The sequence below is a fragment of the Alphaproteobacteria bacterium genome (assembly GCA_019635875.1).
Classification (GTDB): Bacteria; Pseudomonadota; Alphaproteobacteria; order Reyranellales; family Reyranellaceae; genus JAFAZJ01.
The window spans coordinates 12,973-31,416 of the sequence record JAHBYP010000008.1 but is presented as its reverse complement, the minus strand read 5'-3'; the positions used below and the strand labels follow the sequence as shown (position 1 = coordinate 31,416).

At 71.2% G+C, this 18,444-nt stretch carries 21 protein-coding genes; 10 read left to right on the top strand and 11 right to left on the bottom strand.

Translation table 11 applies throughout. From position 1 onward, the window contains the following. Positions 1–4: 4 nt before the first annotated feature. The 5 genes from KF889_24090 to KF889_24070 all read right to left on the bottom strand — a co-directional run bounded on the left by KF889_24090 (position 5) and on the right by KF889_24070 (position 4,344). Positions 5–334 (bottom strand): hypothetical protein, encoded by a 330-nt coding sequence (locus KF889_24090; GenBank protein ID MBX3502538.1) that lies wholly within the window; start codon positions 332–334, stop codon positions 5–7. A gap of 516 nt (positions 335–850) precedes the next feature. Continuing rightward, entirely contained in the window at positions 851–2,530 is a 1,680-nt protein-coding gene (locus KF889_24085) for a hypothetical protein (protein MBX3502537.1), read from the bottom strand. Positions 2,531–2,664: 134 nt separating this feature from the next. Further along, complete coding sequence (locus KF889_24080; GenBank protein ID MBX3502536.1) at positions 2,665–3,558, bottom strand: PRC-barrel domain-containing protein; 894 nt, start codon at positions 3,556–3,558, stop codon at positions 2,665–2,667. A gap of 230 nt (positions 3,559–3,788) precedes the next feature. Beyond that, positions 3,789–3,968: a DUF1127 domain-containing protein gene (locus tag KF889_24075; GenBank protein ID MBX3502535.1), complete on the bottom strand. Its 180-nt coding sequence runs from the start codon at positions 3,966–3,968 to the stop codon at positions 3,789–3,791. An 88-nt stretch (positions 3,969–4,056) separates the two neighbouring features. Continuing rightward, positions 4,057–4,344 carry a hypothetical protein gene (locus KF889_24070; GenBank protein ID MBX3502534.1) on the bottom strand — a complete coding sequence of 96 codons (288 nt, stop codon included), beginning with the start codon at positions 4,342–4,344 and terminating at the stop codon, positions 4,057–4,059. Positions 4,345–4,573: 229 nt separating this feature from the next. Between KF889_24070 and KF889_24065 the strand changes: the two genes are divergently transcribed. From KF889_24065 to KF889_24035, 7 genes are all read left to right on the top strand, one after another. Then, a complete protein-coding gene (locus KF889_24065) occupies positions 4,574–5,584 on the top strand; it encodes a toprim domain-containing protein (GenBank protein ID MBX3502533.1) in 1,011 nt (336 codons plus the stop codon). 425 nt (positions 5,585–6,009) lie between these two features. Then, positions 6,010–7,329 (top strand): hypothetical protein, encoded by a 1,320-nt coding sequence (locus KF889_24060; GenBank protein MBX3502532.1) that lies wholly within the window; start codon positions 6,010–6,012, stop codon positions 7,327–7,329. Further along, positions 7,326–7,694: a hypothetical protein gene (locus KF889_24055; GenBank protein ID MBX3502531.1), complete on the top strand. Its 369-nt coding sequence runs from the start codon at positions 7,326–7,328 to the stop codon at positions 7,692–7,694. Before KF889_24060 ends, KF889_24055 begins: the two co-directional genes overlap by 4 nt. Before the next feature lie 99 nt (positions 7,695–7,793). Continuing rightward, entirely contained in the window at positions 7,794–8,003 is a 210-nt protein-coding gene (locus tag KF889_24050; protein ID MBX3502530.1) for a hypothetical protein, read from the top strand. An 84-nt stretch (positions 8,004–8,087) separates the two neighbouring features. Further along, positions 8,088–8,885, top strand: coding sequence for a hypothetical protein (locus tag KF889_24045; GenBank protein MBX3502529.1), 798 nt, complete (start codon positions 8,088–8,090; stop codon positions 8,883–8,885). A gap of 288 nt (positions 8,886–9,173) precedes the next feature. Further along, on the top strand, positions 9,174–9,746 hold the full coding sequence (locus KF889_24040) for a DUF1269 domain-containing protein (GenBank protein ID MBX3502528.1): 573 nt from the start codon (positions 9,174–9,176) through the stop codon (positions 9,744–9,746). Positions 9,747–9,914: 168 nt separating this feature from the next. Further along, a complete protein-coding gene (locus tag KF889_24035; protein MBX3502527.1) occupies positions 9,915–10,088 on the top strand; it encodes a hypothetical protein in 174 nt (57 codons plus the stop codon). A 98-nt stretch (positions 10,089–10,186) separates the two neighbouring features. On the opposite strand, the gene KF889_24030 is transcribed toward KF889_24035, so the two are convergent. The 4 genes from KF889_24030 to KF889_24015 form a co-directional block, all read right to left on the bottom strand. Then, positions 10,187–10,615, bottom strand: a complete 429-nt coding sequence (locus KF889_24030) for a DUF3592 domain-containing protein (GenBank protein ID MBX3502526.1) — start codon at positions 10,613–10,615, stop codon at positions 10,187–10,189. 78 nt (positions 10,616–10,693) lie between these two features. After that, positions 10,694–11,257 carry a hypothetical protein gene (locus tag KF889_24025; GenBank protein MBX3502525.1) on the bottom strand — a complete coding sequence of 188 codons (564 nt, stop codon included), beginning with the start codon at positions 11,255–11,257 and terminating at the stop codon, positions 10,694–10,696. A gap of 86 nt (positions 11,258–11,343) precedes the next feature. Beyond that, positions 11,344–11,721, bottom strand: coding sequence for a cupin domain-containing protein (locus KF889_24020; GenBank protein ID MBX3502524.1), 378 nt, complete (start codon positions 11,719–11,721; stop codon positions 11,344–11,346). Between the two features lie 145 nt (positions 11,722–11,866). Beyond that, positions 11,867–12,841, bottom strand: coding sequence for a hydroxymethylglutaryl-CoA lyase (locus tag KF889_24015; protein ID MBX3502523.1), 975 nt, complete (start codon positions 12,839–12,841; stop codon positions 11,867–11,869). A gap of 186 nt (positions 12,842–13,027) precedes the next feature. On the opposite strand from KF889_24015, the gene KF889_24010 reads away from it, so the two are divergent. The 3 genes from KF889_24010 to KF889_24000 all read left to right on the top strand — a co-directional run bounded on the left by KF889_24010 (position 13,028) and on the right by KF889_24000 (position 15,708). Next, entirely contained in the window at positions 13,028–14,416 is a 1,389-nt protein-coding gene (locus KF889_24010; protein ID MBX3502522.1) for a PAS domain S-box protein, read from the top strand. A gap of 79 nt (positions 14,417–14,495) precedes the next feature. After that, positions 14,496–14,789 (top strand): hypothetical protein, encoded by a 294-nt coding sequence (locus KF889_24005; GenBank protein ID MBX3502521.1) that lies wholly within the window; start codon positions 14,496–14,498, stop codon positions 14,787–14,789. 217 nt (positions 14,790–15,006) lie between these two features. Then, complete coding sequence (locus tag KF889_24000; protein ID MBX3502520.1) at positions 15,007–15,708, top strand: RibD family protein; 702 nt, start codon at positions 15,007–15,009, stop codon at positions 15,706–15,708. Between the two features lie 130 nt (positions 15,709–15,838). Here KF889_24000 and KF889_23995 read toward each other — a convergent pair whose 3' ends face one another. Together KF889_23995 and KF889_23990 are read right to left on the bottom strand one after the other, a co-directional pair. Further along, positions 15,839–16,531, bottom strand: a complete 693-nt coding sequence (locus KF889_23995; GenBank protein ID MBX3502519.1) for a hypothetical protein — start codon at positions 16,529–16,531, stop codon at positions 15,839–15,841. A 10-nt stretch (positions 16,532–16,541) separates the two neighbouring features. Then, a complete protein-coding gene (locus KF889_23990; protein ID MBX3502518.1) occupies positions 16,542–18,380 on the bottom strand; it encodes a caspase family protein in 1,839 nt (612 codons plus the stop codon). Positions 18,381–18,444 lie beyond the last annotated feature (64 nt).

The following is an 18,444-nucleotide window of genomic DNA, read 5'->3' as shown; positions in this document are numbered from 1 at the left end:
GCCATCAACCGAACAAGCCGGACGGGAGTCGGGCGTGACGCTTCGGCGGCTGGCGCTTTGAGGGCGTTGCCCTCGCTCCCCTGATGGCGGCCGCGTATCCACTGTCAGTGATCTCAAGCGAACCGCCCTTCCTGCTTGCCCAGTTGCGACGTTCAAGACAGGCGAGCGCGGTCAGGCAGGCGCGGGAATCGCAGCCGCGCTCATGCATCCTGAGTTCGAACTCCGGCCACGGGAGCTTCTGGCGGCCCATCAGGGCGATGACTTCGAGGGCGGCAATTGCCTGATAGGGCAACCGACGACGCCGACTCATGCGTGGGTCCTGGTGATCGAGCATGGCTGCTCCGATGCCAGCGGCGGGCGGGAGCGCACTCACTTCTCCCAGTCACCGGCGCCCGGAACTCGGCGTCAGCCGGTGATGAGTGAATGATGCTCACCTTCCCGTGGTGCTGTCCAACTGCAAGTTCATGCAATTCGCTGCCGAGCAGGGCACTTTATATCGGGGCGGCGCAGACCCGGCGCAGGCTGCGGTGCGTCAATCATCGCAGGACGTGCTGACCTGCGTGATGTCCGACCTGCCCGCTACCGTGCCGATGGTCTGGCCGGCGCACTCGGCACGGCCACGGCAGCGTTGCAGGGTCCCTTGGGCGACCTCGCCGTTGACGAGCCGGAGCGGGATGGCGATCCGCGACAGCTCGCATGGCCTCGGCAGCGGAGGCGGGCGTCTGCGCCATCGCGCTGCCCGGTGGGCGGCGGCTTGCCCGGCACACTCAACCTCGTCGTCTTCAGCACGGGCGATGACACCGCAGCGCGCGAAGCGGAGCGCGCGACAGCGGGCGACGAAGGGCGTGCGCTAGCGACCGCCACCACCGCCAGCACCGCCGCCCGCGCCGCCAGCACCGCCACCTGCGCCGCCAGCACCGCCGCCCGCGCCGCCAGCACCGCCACCCGCGCCGCCAGCACCACCGCTTCCGCCGGCACCACCGCCCGCGCTGCCAGCACCACCGCTGCCGCCGGCACCACCGCCCGCGCTGCCGGCACCACCGCTGCTGCCAGCGCCACCGCTGCTGCCAGCACCACCGCTGCTGCCGGCGCCGGCACTGCCAGCACCCGCGCCGCCTCCGCCGCCCGGACCGCCACCACCGGCGCCGCCACTGGCGGATGCCGAGGAGATGCCGCTGCCGCCGTCGCCGTGGATCCTGCGGTCGGCGGGCCAGGATCGGGACGCGCCGGGCTTCACCTTGAACAGGCGTTCCATCCAGTTGCCGCGCGCCGGCGGTGGCGGCGGCGGCTGCGGCTGCATCCGGGGTCGCGCCGGCGGCGGCACGTAAGCGGCGCGCCAATCGGCCTGGGGCTGCCTCCTGTCGGATGCAGCGGGCGGCAGCTTGGCCTTGGGTGGTGCCGGTCGCGTGCCGGTGGCCTTGGCCGTCACCGGTGGCGCCGCCGGCTGGGGCGGCGCGGGCGTCGACAGGATATCGAAGGGCAGCAGAATGCCGCCGCGTCCCGGGCCCGTCGACGAGGACTGCGGCGGCGATGCGCGCGCCTCGTCGCCCGGCGCATTGGGCGACGGCAGTGCCGGCGTCACCACGATGCCGGCCGCATAGGGCGTCATCGGCGCCGGCAGCGGTTCGTCGAGCCCGCCCGGGGCGGGCGCCGGCGGCGGCTCGCGTGCGGCGTCGCCCGGCGCATCGATCGATCGTGGCGCCGCTTGCGCCTCGGTGCTGGCCGCGTGGGATGTCGTCGGCGTCGGCTGCGGTGCGTCGTCTGAGCCCGAGGCCGGCGGCGCCGGCGGCGGCTCGCGCTCATCGTCGCCCGGCGCGTCGGGCGAGGGCGGCGCCGGTTTCGCGGCCATGTCGGCGGCCTGGGGTGCCGCCGGCGCCGGAAGCGGCGCGTCGTCGACGCCGAAGACCGGGGCCGCCCCCGGTGAAGCGCCCGCCTGCGCGGCCGATGCCGTCCTGATCTCGCCGCGCCATTCGGACGGGCTGTCACTGGCGGCTGGCGGCTTGCCCGGCGACGGTGCGGGCTCGGACGTGCTGCCGTGCGCGGCGGCGTGCTGCGGCTCGCGCCCGGCATGCGCCGGCAGGGAGAAGGTGCCGGTGTCGATGACCAGCGCGGTGCGCGCCGCGACGACGCCGTCATGCTCGCCGGGCTCGCCGCCTGGCCCCGGCCGGCCCGCGCTCACGGCGACGACCATCGCGGCATGCGCGGCGGCCGACAGCAGCACGACGAGCGGCCATGCCAGCCGCTCGCGCCACCAGGGCCGCGGCGCGTCCATGGGAATGTCCACGTCATCGTCCGCGCCACCGCGGCGCGGCGCGTCCGTCGAGGCATGGAACGAGGCGTCGCCGGGCCGGTCGAGCCCGATCAGGGTGCCGCATTCGCGACAGCCGATGCTTTCGACGACACAGCCACAGGCGCCGCAATGCGAGCCGCTGGTACGGTTCCAGACAATGGTGCCGCCGCAATCCTCGCAGGCCAGCGCGCGCGCATCCAGGCCGCAGGACGGACAGGTGGTAGCAACAACCAGACTCATGCGAGGCCCCCAACGCGCGCATCCGGGAACGGCACGAGCGGAGCGGAGTTGCCGTGGCGATGAAAAAAAGACGGACGCCCCGCAGGGCGTCCGTCCCGTCCGCGATCAGCGACGGAGCGCTACTGATTGCGCTACTACTTCCGCTCCGCCTCCTCGCGGTCCCAGGTGTAGTCGGGCATCGACTTCAGCGAGTCCTTGGTCCAGTTGCTGAGCAGGACCAGCGTGTTGCCGTCGCGCCGCATCTGCAGGTCGCTCCACTTCACCGCCACGCGCTTCGTGCCGATGCCGAGGAAGCCGCCGACCGAGACGACGACCATCTGGATCTTGCCGTCCTTGTCGACATAGACGTCGTTGACGTCGCCGATGTTCTCGTTGGCGGTGTTGCGCACCGAGGCGCCGATGATCGCATCGGCCGAGATGTGGCCGTCGGCGTTGAAGTCCTTGGTCGGCTGGATCTGCGCGCCGCCCGGCGGCGGGGTGCGATCAGCCGTGGTGCGACCCGGCGGCGGCGCGGTGCCCGGCACCGTGGTCGGGCGGTCGGCCGTGGTGCGCGGTGCGCCCGGCGGCGGCGCGGTGCCCTCGCGATAGACGCCGCGGTCGGTGAAGACCTGGCCGCGATAGCCCGCCTCGCGATACTTGTACTCGGGCATCGCCTTGAGCTGGTCCTTGGTGAAGGCAGTCGTCACCCTTTCGCCATTATCGGCGATGGTGAGGTCGTGCCAGGAGACGCGCACATTGCGCTCGCCCATGCCAAGGAAGCCGCCGACGCCGATGATCACGCTGTCGACCTTGCCGTCCTTGTCGAGATAGATCGCCTCGATCTCGCCGATGGTCTCGCCCTGCGCGTTCTTGACGTTGCGGCCGATCAGCTTGCGCGTGTCGGCGGTGAACGCAGGCGCGGTGGCGCGATCCTGCACGCGCTCCTGCGTCGGCGGAGCGGGCGAGGCCGGCGGTGGCGCCGACTGGGCGTAAAGCGACGCCGCGCCGAAGGTGCTCAGCGCGGTTGCGATCAGGATCGGTTTGAGCATGTCGGATCCTCCTGTTGCCGAAAGAGATGCCTGCACAACGGCTCCTTCGGGCCCGGAGTTCCCGACATGCGCGGCGCACTGCGCCGGCCATTCCACCGCCGGCCAGCGGGGGAAGGCATGAAGTGCGGCCATATGCGATGGCCGTGCCCGCTCGTCGCGACAGCGCAAAGCAAGCCGGCGACCGGTGGAGGCCGGCCGCCGGTGCGGTGAGCGTGACGCCGTGGGGTGCGTCAGGCCCGCCAGAAGGGCTTGCTGGCCTCGAAGACGAGCGAGCCGGGGTTGATCCCGAGATCGCGCGCGTCGCGGACGCTCAGCCTGGCGATCTCGGCCCGCTCGCGCGACCGCTTGCGCCACAGCGCCAGCGTGGCGGTCACGCGCGAGAGGATGCTCTCGGTGGGATGGTCGCGCAGTTCGGCGACGGCGAAGATGCTCATGGTGTTCTCCTGTGCGTCTGGGCTCGCGTGGAACCGCGCGTTGCCGACATGCGCCGGCGGCGGCTCAGCGCGCCGGCAGCTCGATCGCGAGCAGCACGACGCCGCGGGCCGCGGCACCGCTGCGCTCGATGCCGTTCAGCTCGCGGCCGTTCGGTTCGAGGGCGTTCAGCTCGCGGCCGTTCAGCTCGCGGCCGTTCAGCTCGCGGCCGTTCAGCTCGAGGCCGTTGTAGCTGAGGCCGTTGTAGGTGAGGCCGTTGGTGCCGCCGCCGTTCTGCGAGACGGCGGCCTGGGCCGGGGCGGTGGCGGCGATCAGGCTGGCGGCGATGGCGGCGAACGCCAGAGACTTGACCATGGGGATCTCCCTCTTTCCTTGCGAGTGCGGGCGGCGGATTGCCGTCCCGCGATGGCCGGGAAGATGCCAGCCCTGTGTCACGGCGATGTCTCGCGCGGCCGTGTCTTGTGTCGCGTCTGTCACGCGTAGGGGTGGAAATAATCGCTGTGCCGCAACGATCCGATGGTCGTTGTCGACACCGCTAGGGGTTTGAATCGCGCCGGCGGAAATTCCGTGGCTCCCTGTGCGCATGAATGCACGGGCTGAATCCCTGGCGCGGGCGCTGGGCGGAAGGAAAACGGGCAACACCTGGACGGCGCGCTGCCCGGCGCACGAGGACGGCACGCCGAGCCTGTCGATCGCCCAGGCCGGCGAGCGGGTGCTGGTGCATTGCCATGCCGGCTGCGGCCAGGACCGGCTGCTCGACGTGCTGCGCCGGCGCGGGCTGTGGTGCGCCGGGAAGCGGCCGCGCGGTTGGCATCCGCCGCCGCCACGGGCGAAATCGCCGCCGCGCGAGGCGGGCTATGCGCTCAAGCTCTGGCACGAGGCCAGGCCGGCGCGCGGCAGCCTGGTCGAGACCTGGCTGGCGTCGCGCGGGCTCAGCCTGCCGCAGGGCGCGACGCTGCGCTTCCATCCCGGGCTGAAGCATCGCGACACCAACACCTGGTGGCCGGCGATGGTGGCGCTGGTGCAGGGCGGGCTCGACGGCAGGCCGCAGGCGATCCACCGCACCTTCCTGGCGCGCGACGGGCGGGCCAAGGCGCCGGTGCCCGGTCCGCGCCTGGCGCTCGGTCCGTGCCGCGGTGGTGCGGCGCGGCTGAGCGAAGCCGGCCCGACCTTGATGATCGGCGAGGGCATCGAGACCTGCCTGGCGGCGATGCAGGCCACCGGCCTGCCGGCGTGGTCGGCGCTGTCGACCGGATTCATGACCCTGCTGGAGCTGCCGCCCGAAGTGCGCGAGGTGATCGTGCTGGCCGACGGCGACGATGCCGGCGAGGCCGCCGCGCTGTCAGCCGCCCGCCGCTGGCTGCGCGAGGGCCGCACCGCCCGCATCGCCCGCCCGCCGCGCGGCCTGGATTTCAACGACCTGCTCTTGAGCCCTTCTCCCCGCGAAGGCGGGGAGAAGGTGCCGAGCGCCAGCGAGGCGGATGAGGGGCTTCTCGCGCAACGACCAGCATCGTCTTCGTCGAAACGCCGTGAAGCCCCTCATCCGCCCTTCGGGCACCTTCTCCCCGCCTTCGCGGGGAGAAGGGAAGAGTAAGAGGACCGAGCCATGAAAGAGGACATCGCCGACGTCAGCCAGGTCGCGCGCCCGTCTTCTTCGCTTCCCCCGGAGGGGGAAGGTGGCGCGCGCAGCGCGACGGAAGGGGGATGTCTCAACGACGCCGCCGTCCGTCTTCGACATCCCCCTTCCGCCCTTCGGGCACCTTCCCCCTCCGGGGGAAGGAAATAAGAGGACGCGTCCATGAAAGAGGATATCGCCGACGCCATCGACGACGCCGAGCCGCCGCCCGGCGAGGCGCCGAAGCCGCCGCCGCCGCGGCGCACCGGCAGCCAGGCCGATGCGCTGGTGCGGCTGGCGCAGGAGGCGGTGCTGTTCCACGCGCCCGACGGCACCGCCTATGCCGACGTGATCATCGACGAACACCGCGAGACCTGGCCGGTGAAGTCCAAGGGCTTCCGCCAATGGCTGGCGCGGCGCTTCTACGAGGATGTCGGCGGCGCGCCAATGCCGATGCGCTGGGCGCGGCGATCAACCTGCTCGAGGCCCGCGCGCGCTATGACGGGCTGCAGATCGCCGTGCATGTGCGCGTCGGCGGCGCCGGCGGAAAGCTCTACCTCGATCTCGGCGATGCCGAGTGGCGCGCGGTCGAGATCGACGCCCAGGGCTGGCGCATCGTCGAGGCGCCGCCGGTGCGCTTCCGCCGCGGCAGCGGGGCGGCGGCGCTGCCCGAGCCCGAGCGCGGCGGCGGCGTCGAGGCCTTGCGCGCCTTCCTCAACCTGCGCGCCGGGCAGGATTTCGTGCTCGCCGTGGCCTGGCTGCTGGCCTGCCTGCGCGATCGCGGTCCCTATCCGGTGCTGGTGCTGGCCGGCGAGCAGGGCTCGGCGAAGTCGACCGTGTCGCTGATGCTGCGCATGCTGGTCGATCCCGCCGCCGCGCCCTTGCGCGCGCTGTCGCGCGAGGAGCGCGACCTCTTCGTCGCCGCCACCAACGCCCATGTCCTGGCCTTCGACAATCTCTCCGGCCTGCCGCCGTGGATGAGCGACACGCTGTGCCGGCTGAGCTCGGGCGCCGGCTTCGCCGTGCGCCAGCTCTACACCGACCAGGACGAGCTGGTGTTCGACGCCGCCCGCCCGGTGATCCTCAACGGCATCGAGGACATCGTGACAAGGCCCGACCTCGCCGACCGCGCGCTGTTCCTGACGCTCGAGCCGATCGCCGCCGAGCGCCGCCGGCCGATGGCCGAATTGTGGGCCGAGTTCGAGGCCCAGCGGCCGAAGCTGCTCGGCGCCCTGCTCGGCGCGCTGGCGCACGGCCTGAAGCACCTGCCCGGCACCGCGCTGCCGCGCCTGCCGCGCATGGCCGACTTCGCGCTGTGGGCCACCGCCTGCGAGGGCGCGCTGTTCGAGAGCGGCAGCTTCTGGCCGGCCTACGTCACCAACCGCGGCGCTGCCATCGAGGACGTGATCGACGCCGACCCGGTGGCGAGCGCCATCGTGACGTTCATGACGTCAGTGCCGTTCTGGACAGGCACTTGCAGCGATTTACTGGCGCTGCTGGAGGCGAGGGCCGGCGAGCGGACGGTGAAGTCACGCGACTGGCCGGGCAACGCGCGCAAGCTCGGCAACCGGTTGCGCCGCATCGCCACGGCGTTGCGCGAGGCCGGCACCGACATCCGCTTCGAGCGCACCGATGGCGCGCGTGTCATCCACCTCTCTTCAAAAGGAAAAGAGGCGGAAACAACGTCCGAAACGGCACGGACGTCATGGAGCATGGAGCTGTGAGCCCGATCGAGGCGCTGCGCGCGGCGCGCCAGCACGGCCTGCACGTGCTGCCGGCGCGTGGCGGCGGCCTGCGCCTGGTCGCTGCCATGGCACCGCCTGCCTGGGTGATGGACGCGCTCAGCGAGCACAAGCCGGCGATCATCGCCCTGCTGCAGCCCGACGCCAGCGGCTGGACCGGCGAGGACTGGCAGATGTTCTTCGAGGAACGCGCCGCGATCCTCGAATATGAGCACGGCCTGCCGCGCTCCGAAGCCGAGACCCGCGCCCGCGAGCAGACCGAGACCGAACGCGCGCTGCGGCTGTCGTATGCCCAGTCGCGGCGCGCTTCTTGCCTTCGGGCCGCGCCGCTCCAGCGGCGCTCATGATGCGTCGCTGGAGCGACGCGGCCCGAACGGCGACGAAGACCGCTGCTGCCCGGGGCGATCCGCTTGATACCGGCGGGTGGCGGTGGCAATGATGACGGCATGCCGCCGGGCCTGGCCGCGCGCGTCGAGCGCCTCGAGAAGGACGTCGCCGAGATCAAGGGCGACGTGAAGACGCTGACGGCCATCACCGCCCGGATCGACGGCCGCGTCTCGGTGCTGCCGACCACCTTCCAGATCACCACCTGGTTCGTCGGCGTCGCGATCGGGCTGGTCGGCCTGGTGTTCGCGATCGCGCGGCTGGCGAGATAGGCCCCGGCGCCTCGTTCACCGCCCTGTTCCCTGCGTAACAGACGCGCTCGGGCATGGGGCCCATCCTGCTCGCAGGAGGATCGCATGCTCAGGTTCGAACCCTATCCGATCACGATCAACGGCTCGAGGAAGGACGACGCGATCCGGGCGGAAGTCCGGGCGCGCTTCGAGAAGGGCGAGATCACCGAGAACCAGAAGATCGAGGAGCTGGTCCGGCTGCAGCCCAACAAGTGGGACTACGTCGCCGATTCGAGCCCGGAGGCGATCCACTACGAGGGGCGCGTCAAGGCGCTGCTGAGCTACATCAGGGCGAACACGCTGGGCCTGTGCCTGCTCGACATGCTGCGCATCGGCGGCACCCTGCCGATCTGGATCATCCCCTACGATTCGGATCAGATCGAGTTCCAGGGCGACGGCAACGCCAACGTCACCTGGGCACCCCAGGCCTATGTCGGCACCCGGGCGGTTCGCGTGGCGTACTCCTTCGACATGTTCACCTACTCGTCTTGGGGAAGAGAGCCGGGCTCACGCGCCGACGAGGTGCTGTTCCACGAGATGGTCCACGCCTATCGGTACGCCAACCCGACGGTCAGGATGAAGCAGGACACGGTGCTGCCCGGCTACTCGGATCACGAGGAGCTCCTCGCCCACCAGCTCAGCAACGTCTATCGCTCGATGATGGGCGCCAAGAAGTTCAACCTCGACTACAAGACGAAGAAGCTGACGACGGCGGCCGAGTGCGAGGCGGCGCTGCGCTCCAGCCGGCAGCTGATGGATGCCCTGAAGCTCCTGCTCGACAGCGATCCCTTGGCGAAGCGCGTCGCCAAGCTGAAGACGCTCTACAACCCGTTCGCCGACTTCGAGCGGCTCAAGCGCGGCTGAGGCGACGCTTCGAACGGCGCGCAAAGCCGCCGCCGCAAAAGGATCACAGTCGCGCCGCGTTGCCGCGCGCCGCTCCGCGCGTTTGACCCTCGCGCTGGAGGGTCCGATGCACGACACCGCTTCGCCGAAGAGCCGCGACACCGAGGGCATCGCCAGCATCTTCTGGCTCGTGATCCTGATCCTCGCGCTCGGCATGCTCGGCGCGCTGCTCTGGCTGATGCTGCAGTAGCCGGCCGGCGCAACCCGGGCCGGCATCTCCCGTTGATCGGCATTCACGGGAGGTGAGCCATGGCGGAGCTGGTGGTCGTCGGATTCGACAATCCGCAGGAGGCGGACCGGGCGCTCACCGAGCTCGGCTGGCTGCAGAAGGAATACCTGATCGATCTCGAGGACGCGGTCGTCGCCATCCGCACCGCCGACGGAAGGGTGCGGCTGAAGCAGAGCGTCAACCTGGTGGCCAGCGGCGCCGCCGGCGGCGCGCTGTGGGGCGGCATGTTCGGCGCGCTGATCGGCCTGCTGTTCCTCAACCCGCTGATCGGGCTGATCACCGGCGCGGCCTTCGGCGCCGGCTCCGGCGCGCTGTCGGGCAAGCTCGCCGATTACGGCATCGACGACGACTTCATCCGCTCGATCGGCCAGACCCTGCGGCCCGACACCTCGGCGCTGTTCGTGCTGGTGCGCAAGATCCAGCCCGAGAAGGTGCTGGCCGAGCTCAAGGGCTTGCGCGGCCGGGTGATCCGCTCCTCGCTCTCGCCCGAGCAGGAGGAGCGGCTGCGCGAGGCGCTGTCGAATTCCGGCGTGAGCCTGCCCGGCACGCCGCCCGCCGCCGGCCCGGCACCGCTGCCGGCGCCGCCGGGCTGACGCGACGCGTCCCGGACGGCTTGAAAGCAGCTGCCGGTCGGGGCGCGCCACTCCAGTGGCGCGTCTTGTCGATCGTCCGCCGCGCCACTGGAGTGGCGCGTCCCCAGCCTCTTGAGGGCCATTGCCCAGCCCAGGAAGGTTCCGCTCTCGGACGAGGACTGGAAGCGCGTGGAGCGCGTCGCCGATCACATTTCGGAGCCCGGCTTCAAGCCGTCGGTCGGCCAGGTCGCGAGCGTGCTGCTGAGCATCGTCCTGCGCGACATCGATCGCTCGCTCGAGGCGGCGGTGAAGCGCGTGATCTCCCTTCCCCCGGAGGGGGAAGGTGGCAGCGCGAAGCGCTGACGGATGGGGGATGCCTCAACGAAGCCGGTGTCCGTCTTCGACATCCCCCATCCGCCCTTCGGGCACCTTCCCCCTCCGGGGGAAGGCAAAGCCAGGGCCTATGTCGGAGTCGCGGGCCGCCGCAGGTCCTTCGGCCGCAGCCCGAAGAACACCGCCACCAGGCCCAGGGTGCCGAGGATCGTGGGGAAGAACCACATGGCCATGAAGCTGCCGGCGACGACCTTGTAGGCCGTCTCGGGCCGGTAGTAGACGCTCAGGATCTCGCCGGGCTCGTAGTGGCTGGTCGAGCGATCGACCTGCGCGGTGCGCCGGCCGCGCGGGCCATCGTAACGGACCACGACGGCGTAGAAGGTCAGTCCCTTGCGCGCCCCGGACCCGATGCGCTGGCTCTTCACGACCTCGGCGCGGGCGTGCTGGTGCGTGCGCATGACGCCGATGTTGTCCACCACCATCCACGCGGTGAAAGACAGCAGGAGCACGCCGAGGCCGGTGAAGACCGACAGCATCAGAAGTCGCAGAGGCTGCATCAATTCGTACAAGCGGGGGATGCTCCGGCAGGGTGCGACGGCTCCATTGGCAGAGCCGGACCGGCACGTCCAACCGAATCAGTACGCGGCGTCGAACCCCAGGCCGGCGATGCGGCGCAGCGTGCCGTCGGGCAGGGCCTCGATCACCGGACCGTCCCAGTACATGCCGGCGCCCTGGTTGAGCTCGGCGGCGTGCACGCGCACGTCCCACAGCGCGGCGAGCTCCTTCATCATGACCAGCCCGTCGAGATTGGCCACGCCGCAGCCGCGGAACTCGAAGCGTGTGTTGGCGTGGCCGGAGAAATAGGGCTTGAGGCTGGCGAAGGTGGCGCGCCGGCTGCGCACGTCCGCGACGGTGAAGGTCCGGTCGCCCAGCATCGCCTTGCCGGTGGGAATGTCGTCGCGCAGGTCGAACACGACGGCATGCGCCCACAGCCGCAGCGCGCTGATCGAGCGCTGCATCATCGACACCGACCGGGTGACCTGGACGACGAAGGAGTCGAAGCGGTCGCCCTGCGGCGTGAACTCCACCAGAACGGTGGGGTTGGCGCTCATCCTGTTGTTGGTGCGCACGGCGAGCGCCACCTGGTTCATGCCCTTGCCAAGCATGTCGACGACATCGACCCTGAGCGTCTGGTTCATCGGGCGACTCCCTTGCCCATCACCAGACTATACCCGCCGCCCGTCGGTACCCTGACGGGCCTCACGCCGCAGGGAGCTCCGGCGGATCAGCCCTGGTCGAAGAACCGGTTGGGGCTGAGGAACACCGCCAGCATCACCGCGCCCTCGCGCGTCCAGGCCTCGTGGCGGCTGCCCTTGGGGCGCCAGACATAGTTGCCGGCGGTGCAGACGCCCTGGTGGTCCTCGAAGCTGCCTTCGAGCACCCAGGTCTGCTCGATCTCGACATGCTCGTGCAGCGGCAGGCGCGCGCCGGGCGCCCAGCGCATCAGCGCGGTGAGCAGGCCGCGCTCCTTGTCCTCCATCAGGATCTTCCACTCGACGCCCTCGAAGCGCGTCTTCTCCCAGGCGATCGCGCCGACATCGACATAGCGTGAGGCGAGCGGTCCGGTGGTCGGCGTCGGCGCCGGCTGCGTGGTGTCGGGCATGGGATTCCTCCTTCTGTTTTTCCTTCCCCCGGAGGGGGAAGGTGGCGCGCAGCGACGGAAGGGGGATGTCGAAGACGGACTCCTGCGTTCGGCTTCGACATCCCCCTTCCGCCCTTCGGGCACCTTCCCCCTCCGGGGGAAGGAATCAGGCTGCCGCCGCGGCGAGCGCCTGCTGGCGCTTGCGGATGGCGGAAAGCGAGCCGCCGCGCATGACGTGGCCGGGCAGCTTGCGGCCGACGACCTCCTCGGCGACGAACGCCGCCTCGATCAGCGCCTCGAGGTCGAGCCCGGTCTCGATGCCCATCTCCTCGCACATGAAGGCGAGGTCCTCGGTGCAGATGTTGCCCACCGCGCCCTCGGTGGCGGCGAAGGGACAGCCGCCCAGCCCGGCGATCGACGAATCGAAGCGGCTCACGCCCAGCCGCAGCCCGGCATAGGCCGACGCCATGCCGACGCCGCGCGTGTCGTGCAGGTGCAGCGCGATCTCCATCTCGGGCCAGCGCTCGCGCACCGCGCCGATGGCGCGCTCGACGCGCCGCGGCGTCGCCCAGCCCATGGCGTCGGTGAGCTTGATGCCGCGGATGGTGACGCCCAGCCGCTTGGCCTCGTCGAGGATCTGCTGCACGCGCTTGACGACGCGCCTGGGGCCGACGTCGCCCTCGTAGTTGCAGCCGAAGGCGCCCAGCACGATGCCCCATTCGACCGGGATGTGGTGCTGGCGGAAGATCGGCATCCAGCCGCGCTGCTCGACGAAGGCGTCCTTCACCGACTTGCCGATGTTCTTGCGCGAGAAGGTCTCGGTCGCCGTGGTGCGCAGCGAGCCGTGCACGTCGAGCGGGCCGCTGAGCGCGCGTTCGAGGCCCTGCTGGTTGAGAAAGAGCGCGCTGTAGCCGACGCCCGGCTTGCGCCTGATGGCGGCGGCGACCTGCTCGGCGTCGGCCATCTGCGGCACGCGCTTGGGATTCACGTAGGACACGCAGGCGATGCGCTTGAGCCCGGTCTCGGCCAGCGCCTCGATCATGCGCACCTTGTTGGCGACCGTGATGCCCGCCGGCTCGGACTGGAAGCCCTCGCGCGGGCCCTCTTCGTCGATGCAGACACGCTTGGGCAGATCGGACATGGGGATTCCTCCGGTGATGTCCACAGGCTACCTCCGGGCCACCCGCTTGCCAACGCGATCCGGATGCCGGCCGCCCCGGCTCCTGCCCGCACGCGGGGAGAAAGTGAAATAAGGCAGCGATGGCGCCGACTCGCTGCTGGTGTCCTGTGGAGCCCTCCATCATCATGCCCGGGGGGAGTATCGAGAATGCAGTTCTCCTTCGGGTTCCAGGTCTATCCCTGGCTCGACAAGCTGCTCAGGATCAGGAACCGGCACGCACAGGCGTACGGCATCGCGCTGCTGCTGGTCGCGCTCGCCGTGCTCGCGCGCTGGCTGGTGCACGACTACGTCGGCGACACCACGCCGTTCATCACCTTCTTCCCGGCCATCGTCCTCGCCACCCTGGTCTGCGGGCTGTGGCCCGGTGTGCTCGCGGCGGTCTTGTCAACGGTGGCCGCCTGGTACTTCTTCGTGCCGCCGTTCGGGAGCCTCGAGGTGAAGGAGCCGGGTTTCGTCCACCTGGCGCTGTTCCTCGGCGTCAGCGCGCTGAATGTCGCCGTCGCGGCGCTGCTCAACTGGCTGGTCGATCGGCTCGTGGCGCAGCAGCGCAACATCCGCCTGCTGCTCGACTCGGCGCCCAACGGCATCATGCTGGTGGACGGCGCCGGCAGGATCCGGCTGGCCAACGCGTCGATGGGCCAGCTGTTCGGCTACAAGCCGGCCGAGCTCGCGGGCAGGCCGGTCGATACCCTCGTCCCGCAGGACCGGGTCGAGGCGCATCGCGCGCTGCGCAGCGAATACCAGCGCAAGCCCGAAGCGCGGCTGATGGGCGTGGGTCGCGACCTCGCGGGACGGCGCAAGGACGGCAGCGAGTTCGCGGTCGAGATCGGTCTCAACCCGGTGGGTGACGAGGAGCGGCCGGCGGTGCTGGCGACGGTGATCGACATCACCGCCCGCAAGCGCGCCGAGGAGGGCCAGCGCGTGCTGATGGAGGAGCTGCAGCATCGAACGCAGAACATCTTCGGGGTGATCCAGAGCATCATCGCCAGCAGCCTGAAGGGCGTCACCGACATCCCGGCCAGCGTCGCCGCGCTGCAGGCTCGCGTGCAGGCGCTGTCGCATGCCTACCTGCTGGCGCCGACCTCGTCGGAGGGCGTGCCGTTGCCCCGCCTGCTCGAGCGCCAGCTCGCACCGTACAGCCGGCAGCACACGATCGAGGGCTGCGACGTCACCCTGAAGCCGCGCGCGGCCGAGCAGTTCGCGCTGATCGTGCACGAGCTTGCCACCAACGCGGTGAAGTACGGCGCGCTGTCGACGCACACGGGCCGCGTGGCGATTACCGGCGATCTTGAGGAGACGACGGCTGGTCCGACCTTCGTGTTCGCCTGGCTCGAAAGCGGCGGCCCGCCCGTCGCCCCGCCGCAGCGCAGCGGATTCGGCAGCGTCATCCTGCGCCGGATGGCCGAGGGCTTCGCCGAGCGGGTCGACATGAGGTACGAGTCCGACGGCTTCACCTACCGCCTGCATCTCGACCTCGACGACATCGCCGCCGGCGCCGGCGCGGACGCCGCGGTCGAGCGTGCCCGCAACGCCTGATCCCGGCGGCCGTTGGCGCTGGCGCTGCCCGAATGGCGCCACGAACGGTGCCTATCAATCGCGCTGCCGGGAGGTCTCCATGCGCAGCATCTTCTCCATCCTCGCCGTCGCTGCGTTTGCCGTGCCGACGCTCGCCGCCGCCGACCCGTGGAAGGACGAGAGCGGACAGGGCCGCCGCCACCGCGCGCCGGCGCCCGTCATCGTCGTGCCGGCGCCCACCATCGTCGTCCCCGCCCCCTACGTGGCGGTGCCGCAGCCGCACTACGCGGCGCCGACGCCGATCCCGCCCGGCCACCTGCCGCCACCGGGCGAATGCCGCGTCTGGTACCCCGACCGACCCGCCGGCCACCAGCCGCCGCCGCAACGCTGCTGAACGGACTGCCCGCGCTGAAGTGATCAAGCTGGGGTAGCCTTCCCTTCTCCCCGCGAAGGCGGGGAGAAGGTGCCCGAAGGGCGGATGAGGGGCTTCGCGGTGTCTCGACAACAACGCTGTTTGTCGTTGCGCGAGGAAGCCCCTCATCCGCCTCGCTGGCGCTCGGCACCTTCTCCCCGCCTTCGCGGGGAGAAGGGAAGGCGCAGAGGAGGCCCGCATGAAACCCCACGTCATCTGCCACATGGTGAGCAGCATCGACGGGCGCACGCGGCGCAGCCGCTGGCGGCCGGAGGGCAGCGATGGCGAGTTGTTCGAAAGGCTGCACGATCGCATCGGCTGCGACGCCTGGCTGGTCGGCCGCGTCACCGGCCACGAGTTCTCGCGGCGCAAGGGCGAGGCCTATCCCGCCCATGACGGCCCGCCGATTCCGCGCGAGCCTTTCATCGCCCGGCGCGGCGCCGCGGCTTACGGCGTGGTGCTCGACGCGCATGGCAAGCTGTGCTGGGGCCGGCCCGACATCGGCGGCGATCCGATCGTCGTGGTGCTGGGCGAGCAGGTGGGCGACGCGCATCTCGCCGGCCTGCGCGCCGAGGGCCACTCCTACATCTTCGCCGGCAGGCAGACGCTCGACCTCGCCCTGGCGCTGGAGATCCTCAATCGCGAGCTCGGCATCCGGCGCCTGCTGGTCGAAGGCGGCGGCACCGCCAACGGCGCCTTCCTGCGCGCCGGCCTGATCGACGAGATCAGCATCGCCATCCAGCCGGTGGTCGACGGCGGCAAGGGCGTCTCGGCGAGCTTCGACGCGCTTGCCGACGCGCCGTTCACGCCCGCGCCGCTGACCGCGATGACGCTCAAGAGCTGCGAGGTGCTCGACGGCGGCGCGGTGTGGCTGCGCTATGAGCTGACCAACGCGCGCTGAATCCCTTCCCCGGAGGGGGAAGGTGCCCGAAGGGCGGAAGGGGGATGTCGAAGACGAACACCTGAGTTGTTGAGACATCCCCCTTCCGTCGCTGCGCGCCACCTTCCCCCTCCGGGGGAAGGGAAATCGATCACCGCAGGCGCACGAGGCGGCCGGCGATCGGGCTCTTGCCCGGCGCGGCGTCGGCCGAGACCTGGAAGACCAGCTGCCGCTCGCCGGCGCGCGCGAGATAGAGGCCGCCGGGCGTCAGCGCGACGCCGGCATCGGCGAGATCGGCGAAGGCGCCGCGCAGCAGCTTCGCGGCCGGCAGCTCGATCATCAGCGTCTCGCCCGACGCGTCGAGCCGCTCGAGGCTGAGCGCGCCGCCGCCCTCGAGCTCGATCAGCGGCGAACGGCCGTGCAGGACGAATTGCGGCCTGGGCAGCGCGGCGCGCTTCTGGCGGCCGGGATCGCGGAACACCGAGGCCGTGCTCTGCCGGGTCTGCTCCGCGGCGAGCTCCATGCGGCCGCCGTCGCAGGCGATCCTCACCCGCTCGACGGCGCCGCCGGTGACCTCGCTCTGCTCCTGGCCGATGCGCACGGTGCCGCCGCGGATGCGCTCGCGCCAGCACGAGCGGATGTAGCCCAGCACGATGCCGTCGCGCGGCCCCAGCGCGATGACCTGGCCGGGCGCGACGTAGTCCATGAACGCGACGCCCTCAGGCTTGCCGACGACATCCTCGACCAGCGCCACCGGCGTCTGCGCCTGCGCGCGCGCGACGCCCGCGGCGAGCAGGATCGACAGCGCGAACGATGCGACCCGGAGCACGCCGCCGCTCAGCATGCGATCGCCTTCACTGCGCGCGCTGGATGGACAGGCGGAACGACATGCCGCTCGCATTGGTGGCCTGCGCCGTCAGCGAATTGCCGCTGGCGGTGCCGCTGAGGATCATGTCGAAGGGCTGGCCGGCGATCGGGCTGCCCGGCGGGGCGACGCCGGTGTAGCGCACGCGCACCTGGCCGTCGGGCTGCACCGTGCCCTCGAAATTGTGCGTCACGCCGCGCGCCGAGGCGGTGCCGCTCAGGCGGGTCTGCGAGATCTGCACGCGGGCCGGACCGCAATTGCCTCCGGCGCGGCACATCTGGCCGAGCCAGGTGCCGTCGAACGAGGCGCCGCCGGGGGCGATCGTCGCCACCTGCGGCGCGGCCGCCGGCGCCGGCGTGGGCGCGGCGGCCGGCGGCGGCGGTGGCGCCGCCTTGGCGCGCTCGGCCTCGGCCTTGCGGCGCTCGTCCTCGATCTTCGCCAGCGCGCTCTGGCCTTCCTGCGTCAGCAGCGCCGCCTGCGTCGCGGTGAGATAGCCGGTCGGCGGCTCGCTGCGCGCGCGCTGCCAGTTGGTGATCATCTGGCGCGTGCGCGGGCCGAAGGCGCCGTCCGCACCCATGGTGTCGAAGCCGCGCGCCGTGAGCGCCGCCTGGATGCGCTTGCGGTCGATGTCGTTGAGCTTCAGCGCCGCCTCGACGCTCTCGACCGATTTCTTCTCCTCCTCGGCCGCGGCGCGCCGTCGGGCTTCCTCGGCCGCCGCGGCCCGCCGGGCTTCCTCCTCGGCGGCGCGCCTGGCATCGGCATCCGCCTTGCGCCGTGCTTCCTCGGCGGCGGCGACCCGCTGGGCTTCGTCGGCGGCCGCCTTGCGGCGCGCTTCTTCGCTGGCGGCGGTCGAGCGGCGCCGTTCCTCCATGGCCGCGGCCGTCTTCAGCTCCTCCAGCCGGGCGCGCGCGAAATCGGCATAGACGCCGTCGGGGAAGCGCTTGAGGAAGAGCTCGAACATCGCCGGGTTGTTGCTGGCCGCGATGCTCGCCCACGCCGTCTGCTCGAGCGTCGTGGATGGCAGCGGTTGCGGCACGGGCGCGGGCGCGGCGACAGGCGGCGGTGGAGGCGGCGGCGGTGCGGCCGCGGCGGCGTTGAAGACGAAGTCGCCGCGGAACGAGGAACTCACCCACGGCGTCTGCTTGTTGGCCGTGGCGCGCGCCACGCCGTCGATGGTGCGCTTGAAGACCTCCTCGAGCTTCAGCCCGGGCTCGGCGATCGCCTTCAGGAGCTCGGCCGTGTAGACGCCGTTCTCGCCGTCGCCGTCGGCCGCCGTGTCGCCGGGCGCGGTGGCATAGGCGATCACCGTGCCGCGCGGCGCGTCGGTCTGCGCCAGGCCGCGGCTCGTGGACCGGAAGCGGCGCGCGAAGGGGTTGTCGCGGCAGGCGTCGAGGATCACCAGCGAGAGCCGCGCGCGCGCCTCGTCGAGCCGGCCCAGCACGTCGTTGATGTCGACGGTCTCGTACTTGACGTCGTATTCGTTGGCCAGCGCCGCGTCGATCGGCAGCAGATAGTTGAGCCCGCGCACCTGGATGCCGTGACCGGCGTAGTAGAAGAGACCGACGCCGCCGGGCGCGACCTTGCCGGCGAACTCGTGCAGCGCCTCGACGAAGCTGCGCCGCGTGGCGTTCTCCCTGAGGATCACCTCGAAGCCGGCCTCCTGCAGCACCCTGGCCATGGCGCGCGCGTCGTTGACCGGATTGCGCAGCGGCTCGGCGTTCTGGTAGGCGCCGTTGCCGACCACCAGCGCGACCCGCGATTCCTTCGCCCAGGCCGCCTGTGCGCACAGCCCGAGCAACGCGACCACCACAAAGATGAGACGAGCCATCCCCCAAGCTCCCCCGTGAACGCTCGAATAATACCACATCCGGCCCATGGTCACAGGGCGCGGG

Bases quoted from the DNA above. Each gene is read 5' to 3' on its own strand.
- KF889_24090 (MBX3502538.1), bottom strand. From the start codon at position 334: ATGCTCGATCACCAGGACCCACGCATGAGTCGGCGTCGTCGGTTGCCC.
- KF889_24085 (MBX3502537.1), bottom strand. From the start codon at position 2,530: ATGAGTCTGGTTGTTGCTACCACCTGTCCGTCCTGCGGCCTGGATGCG.
- KF889_24080 (MBX3502536.1), bottom strand. From the start codon at position 3,558: ATGCTCAAACCGATCCTGATCGCAACCGCGCTGAGCACCTTCGGCGCG.
- KF889_24070 (MBX3502534.1), bottom strand. From the start codon at position 4,344: ATGGTCAAGTCTCTGGCGTTCGCCGCCATCGCCGCCAGCCTGATCGCC.
- KF889_24065 (MBX3502533.1), top strand. From the start codon at position 4,574: ATGAATGCACGGGCTGAATCCCTGGCGCGGGCGCTGGGCGGAAGGAAA.
- KF889_24060 (MBX3502532.1), top strand. From the start codon at position 6,010: ATGGCTGGCGCGGCGCTTCTACGAGGATGTCGGCGGCGCGCCAATGCC.
- KF889_24050 (MBX3502530.1), top strand. From the start codon at position 7,794: ATGCCGCCGGGCCTGGCCGCGCGCGTCGAGCGCCTCGAGAAGGACGTC.
- KF889_24045 (MBX3502529.1), top strand. From the start codon at position 8,088: ATGCTCAGGTTCGAACCCTATCCGATCACGATCAACGGCTCGAGGAAG.
- KF889_24040 (MBX3502528.1), top strand. From the start codon at position 9,174: ATGGCGGAGCTGGTGGTCGTCGGATTCGACAATCCGCAGGAGGCGGAC.
- KF889_24030 (MBX3502526.1), bottom strand. From the start codon at position 10,615: ATGCAGCCTCTGCGACTTCTGATGCTGTCGGTCTTCACCGGCCTCGGC.
- KF889_24025 (MBX3502525.1), bottom strand. From the start codon at position 11,257: ATGAACCAGACGCTCAGGGTCGATGTCGTCGACATGCTTGGCAAGGGC.
- KF889_24020 (MBX3502524.1), bottom strand. From the start codon at position 11,721: ATGCCCGACACCACGCAGCCGGCGCCGACGCCGACCACCGGACCGCTC.
- KF889_24015 (MBX3502523.1), bottom strand. From the start codon at position 12,841: ATGTCCGATCTGCCCAAGCGTGTCTGCATCGACGAAGAGGGCCCGCGC.
- KF889_24010 (MBX3502522.1), top strand. From the start codon at position 13,028: ATGCAGTTCTCCTTCGGGTTCCAGGTCTATCCCTGGCTCGACAAGCTG.
- KF889_24005 (MBX3502521.1), top strand. From the start codon at position 14,496: ATGCGCAGCATCTTCTCCATCCTCGCCGTCGCTGCGTTTGCCGTGCCG.
- KF889_24000 (MBX3502520.1), top strand. From the start codon at position 15,007: ATGAAACCCCACGTCATCTGCCACATGGTGAGCAGCATCGACGGGCGC.
- KF889_23995 (MBX3502519.1), bottom strand. From the start codon at position 16,531: ATGCTGAGCGGCGGCGTGCTCCGGGTCGCATCGTTCGCGCTGTCGATC.
- KF889_23990 (MBX3502518.1), bottom strand. From the start codon at position 18,380: ATGGCTCGTCTCATCTTTGTGGTGGTCGCGTTGCTCGGGCTGTGCGCA.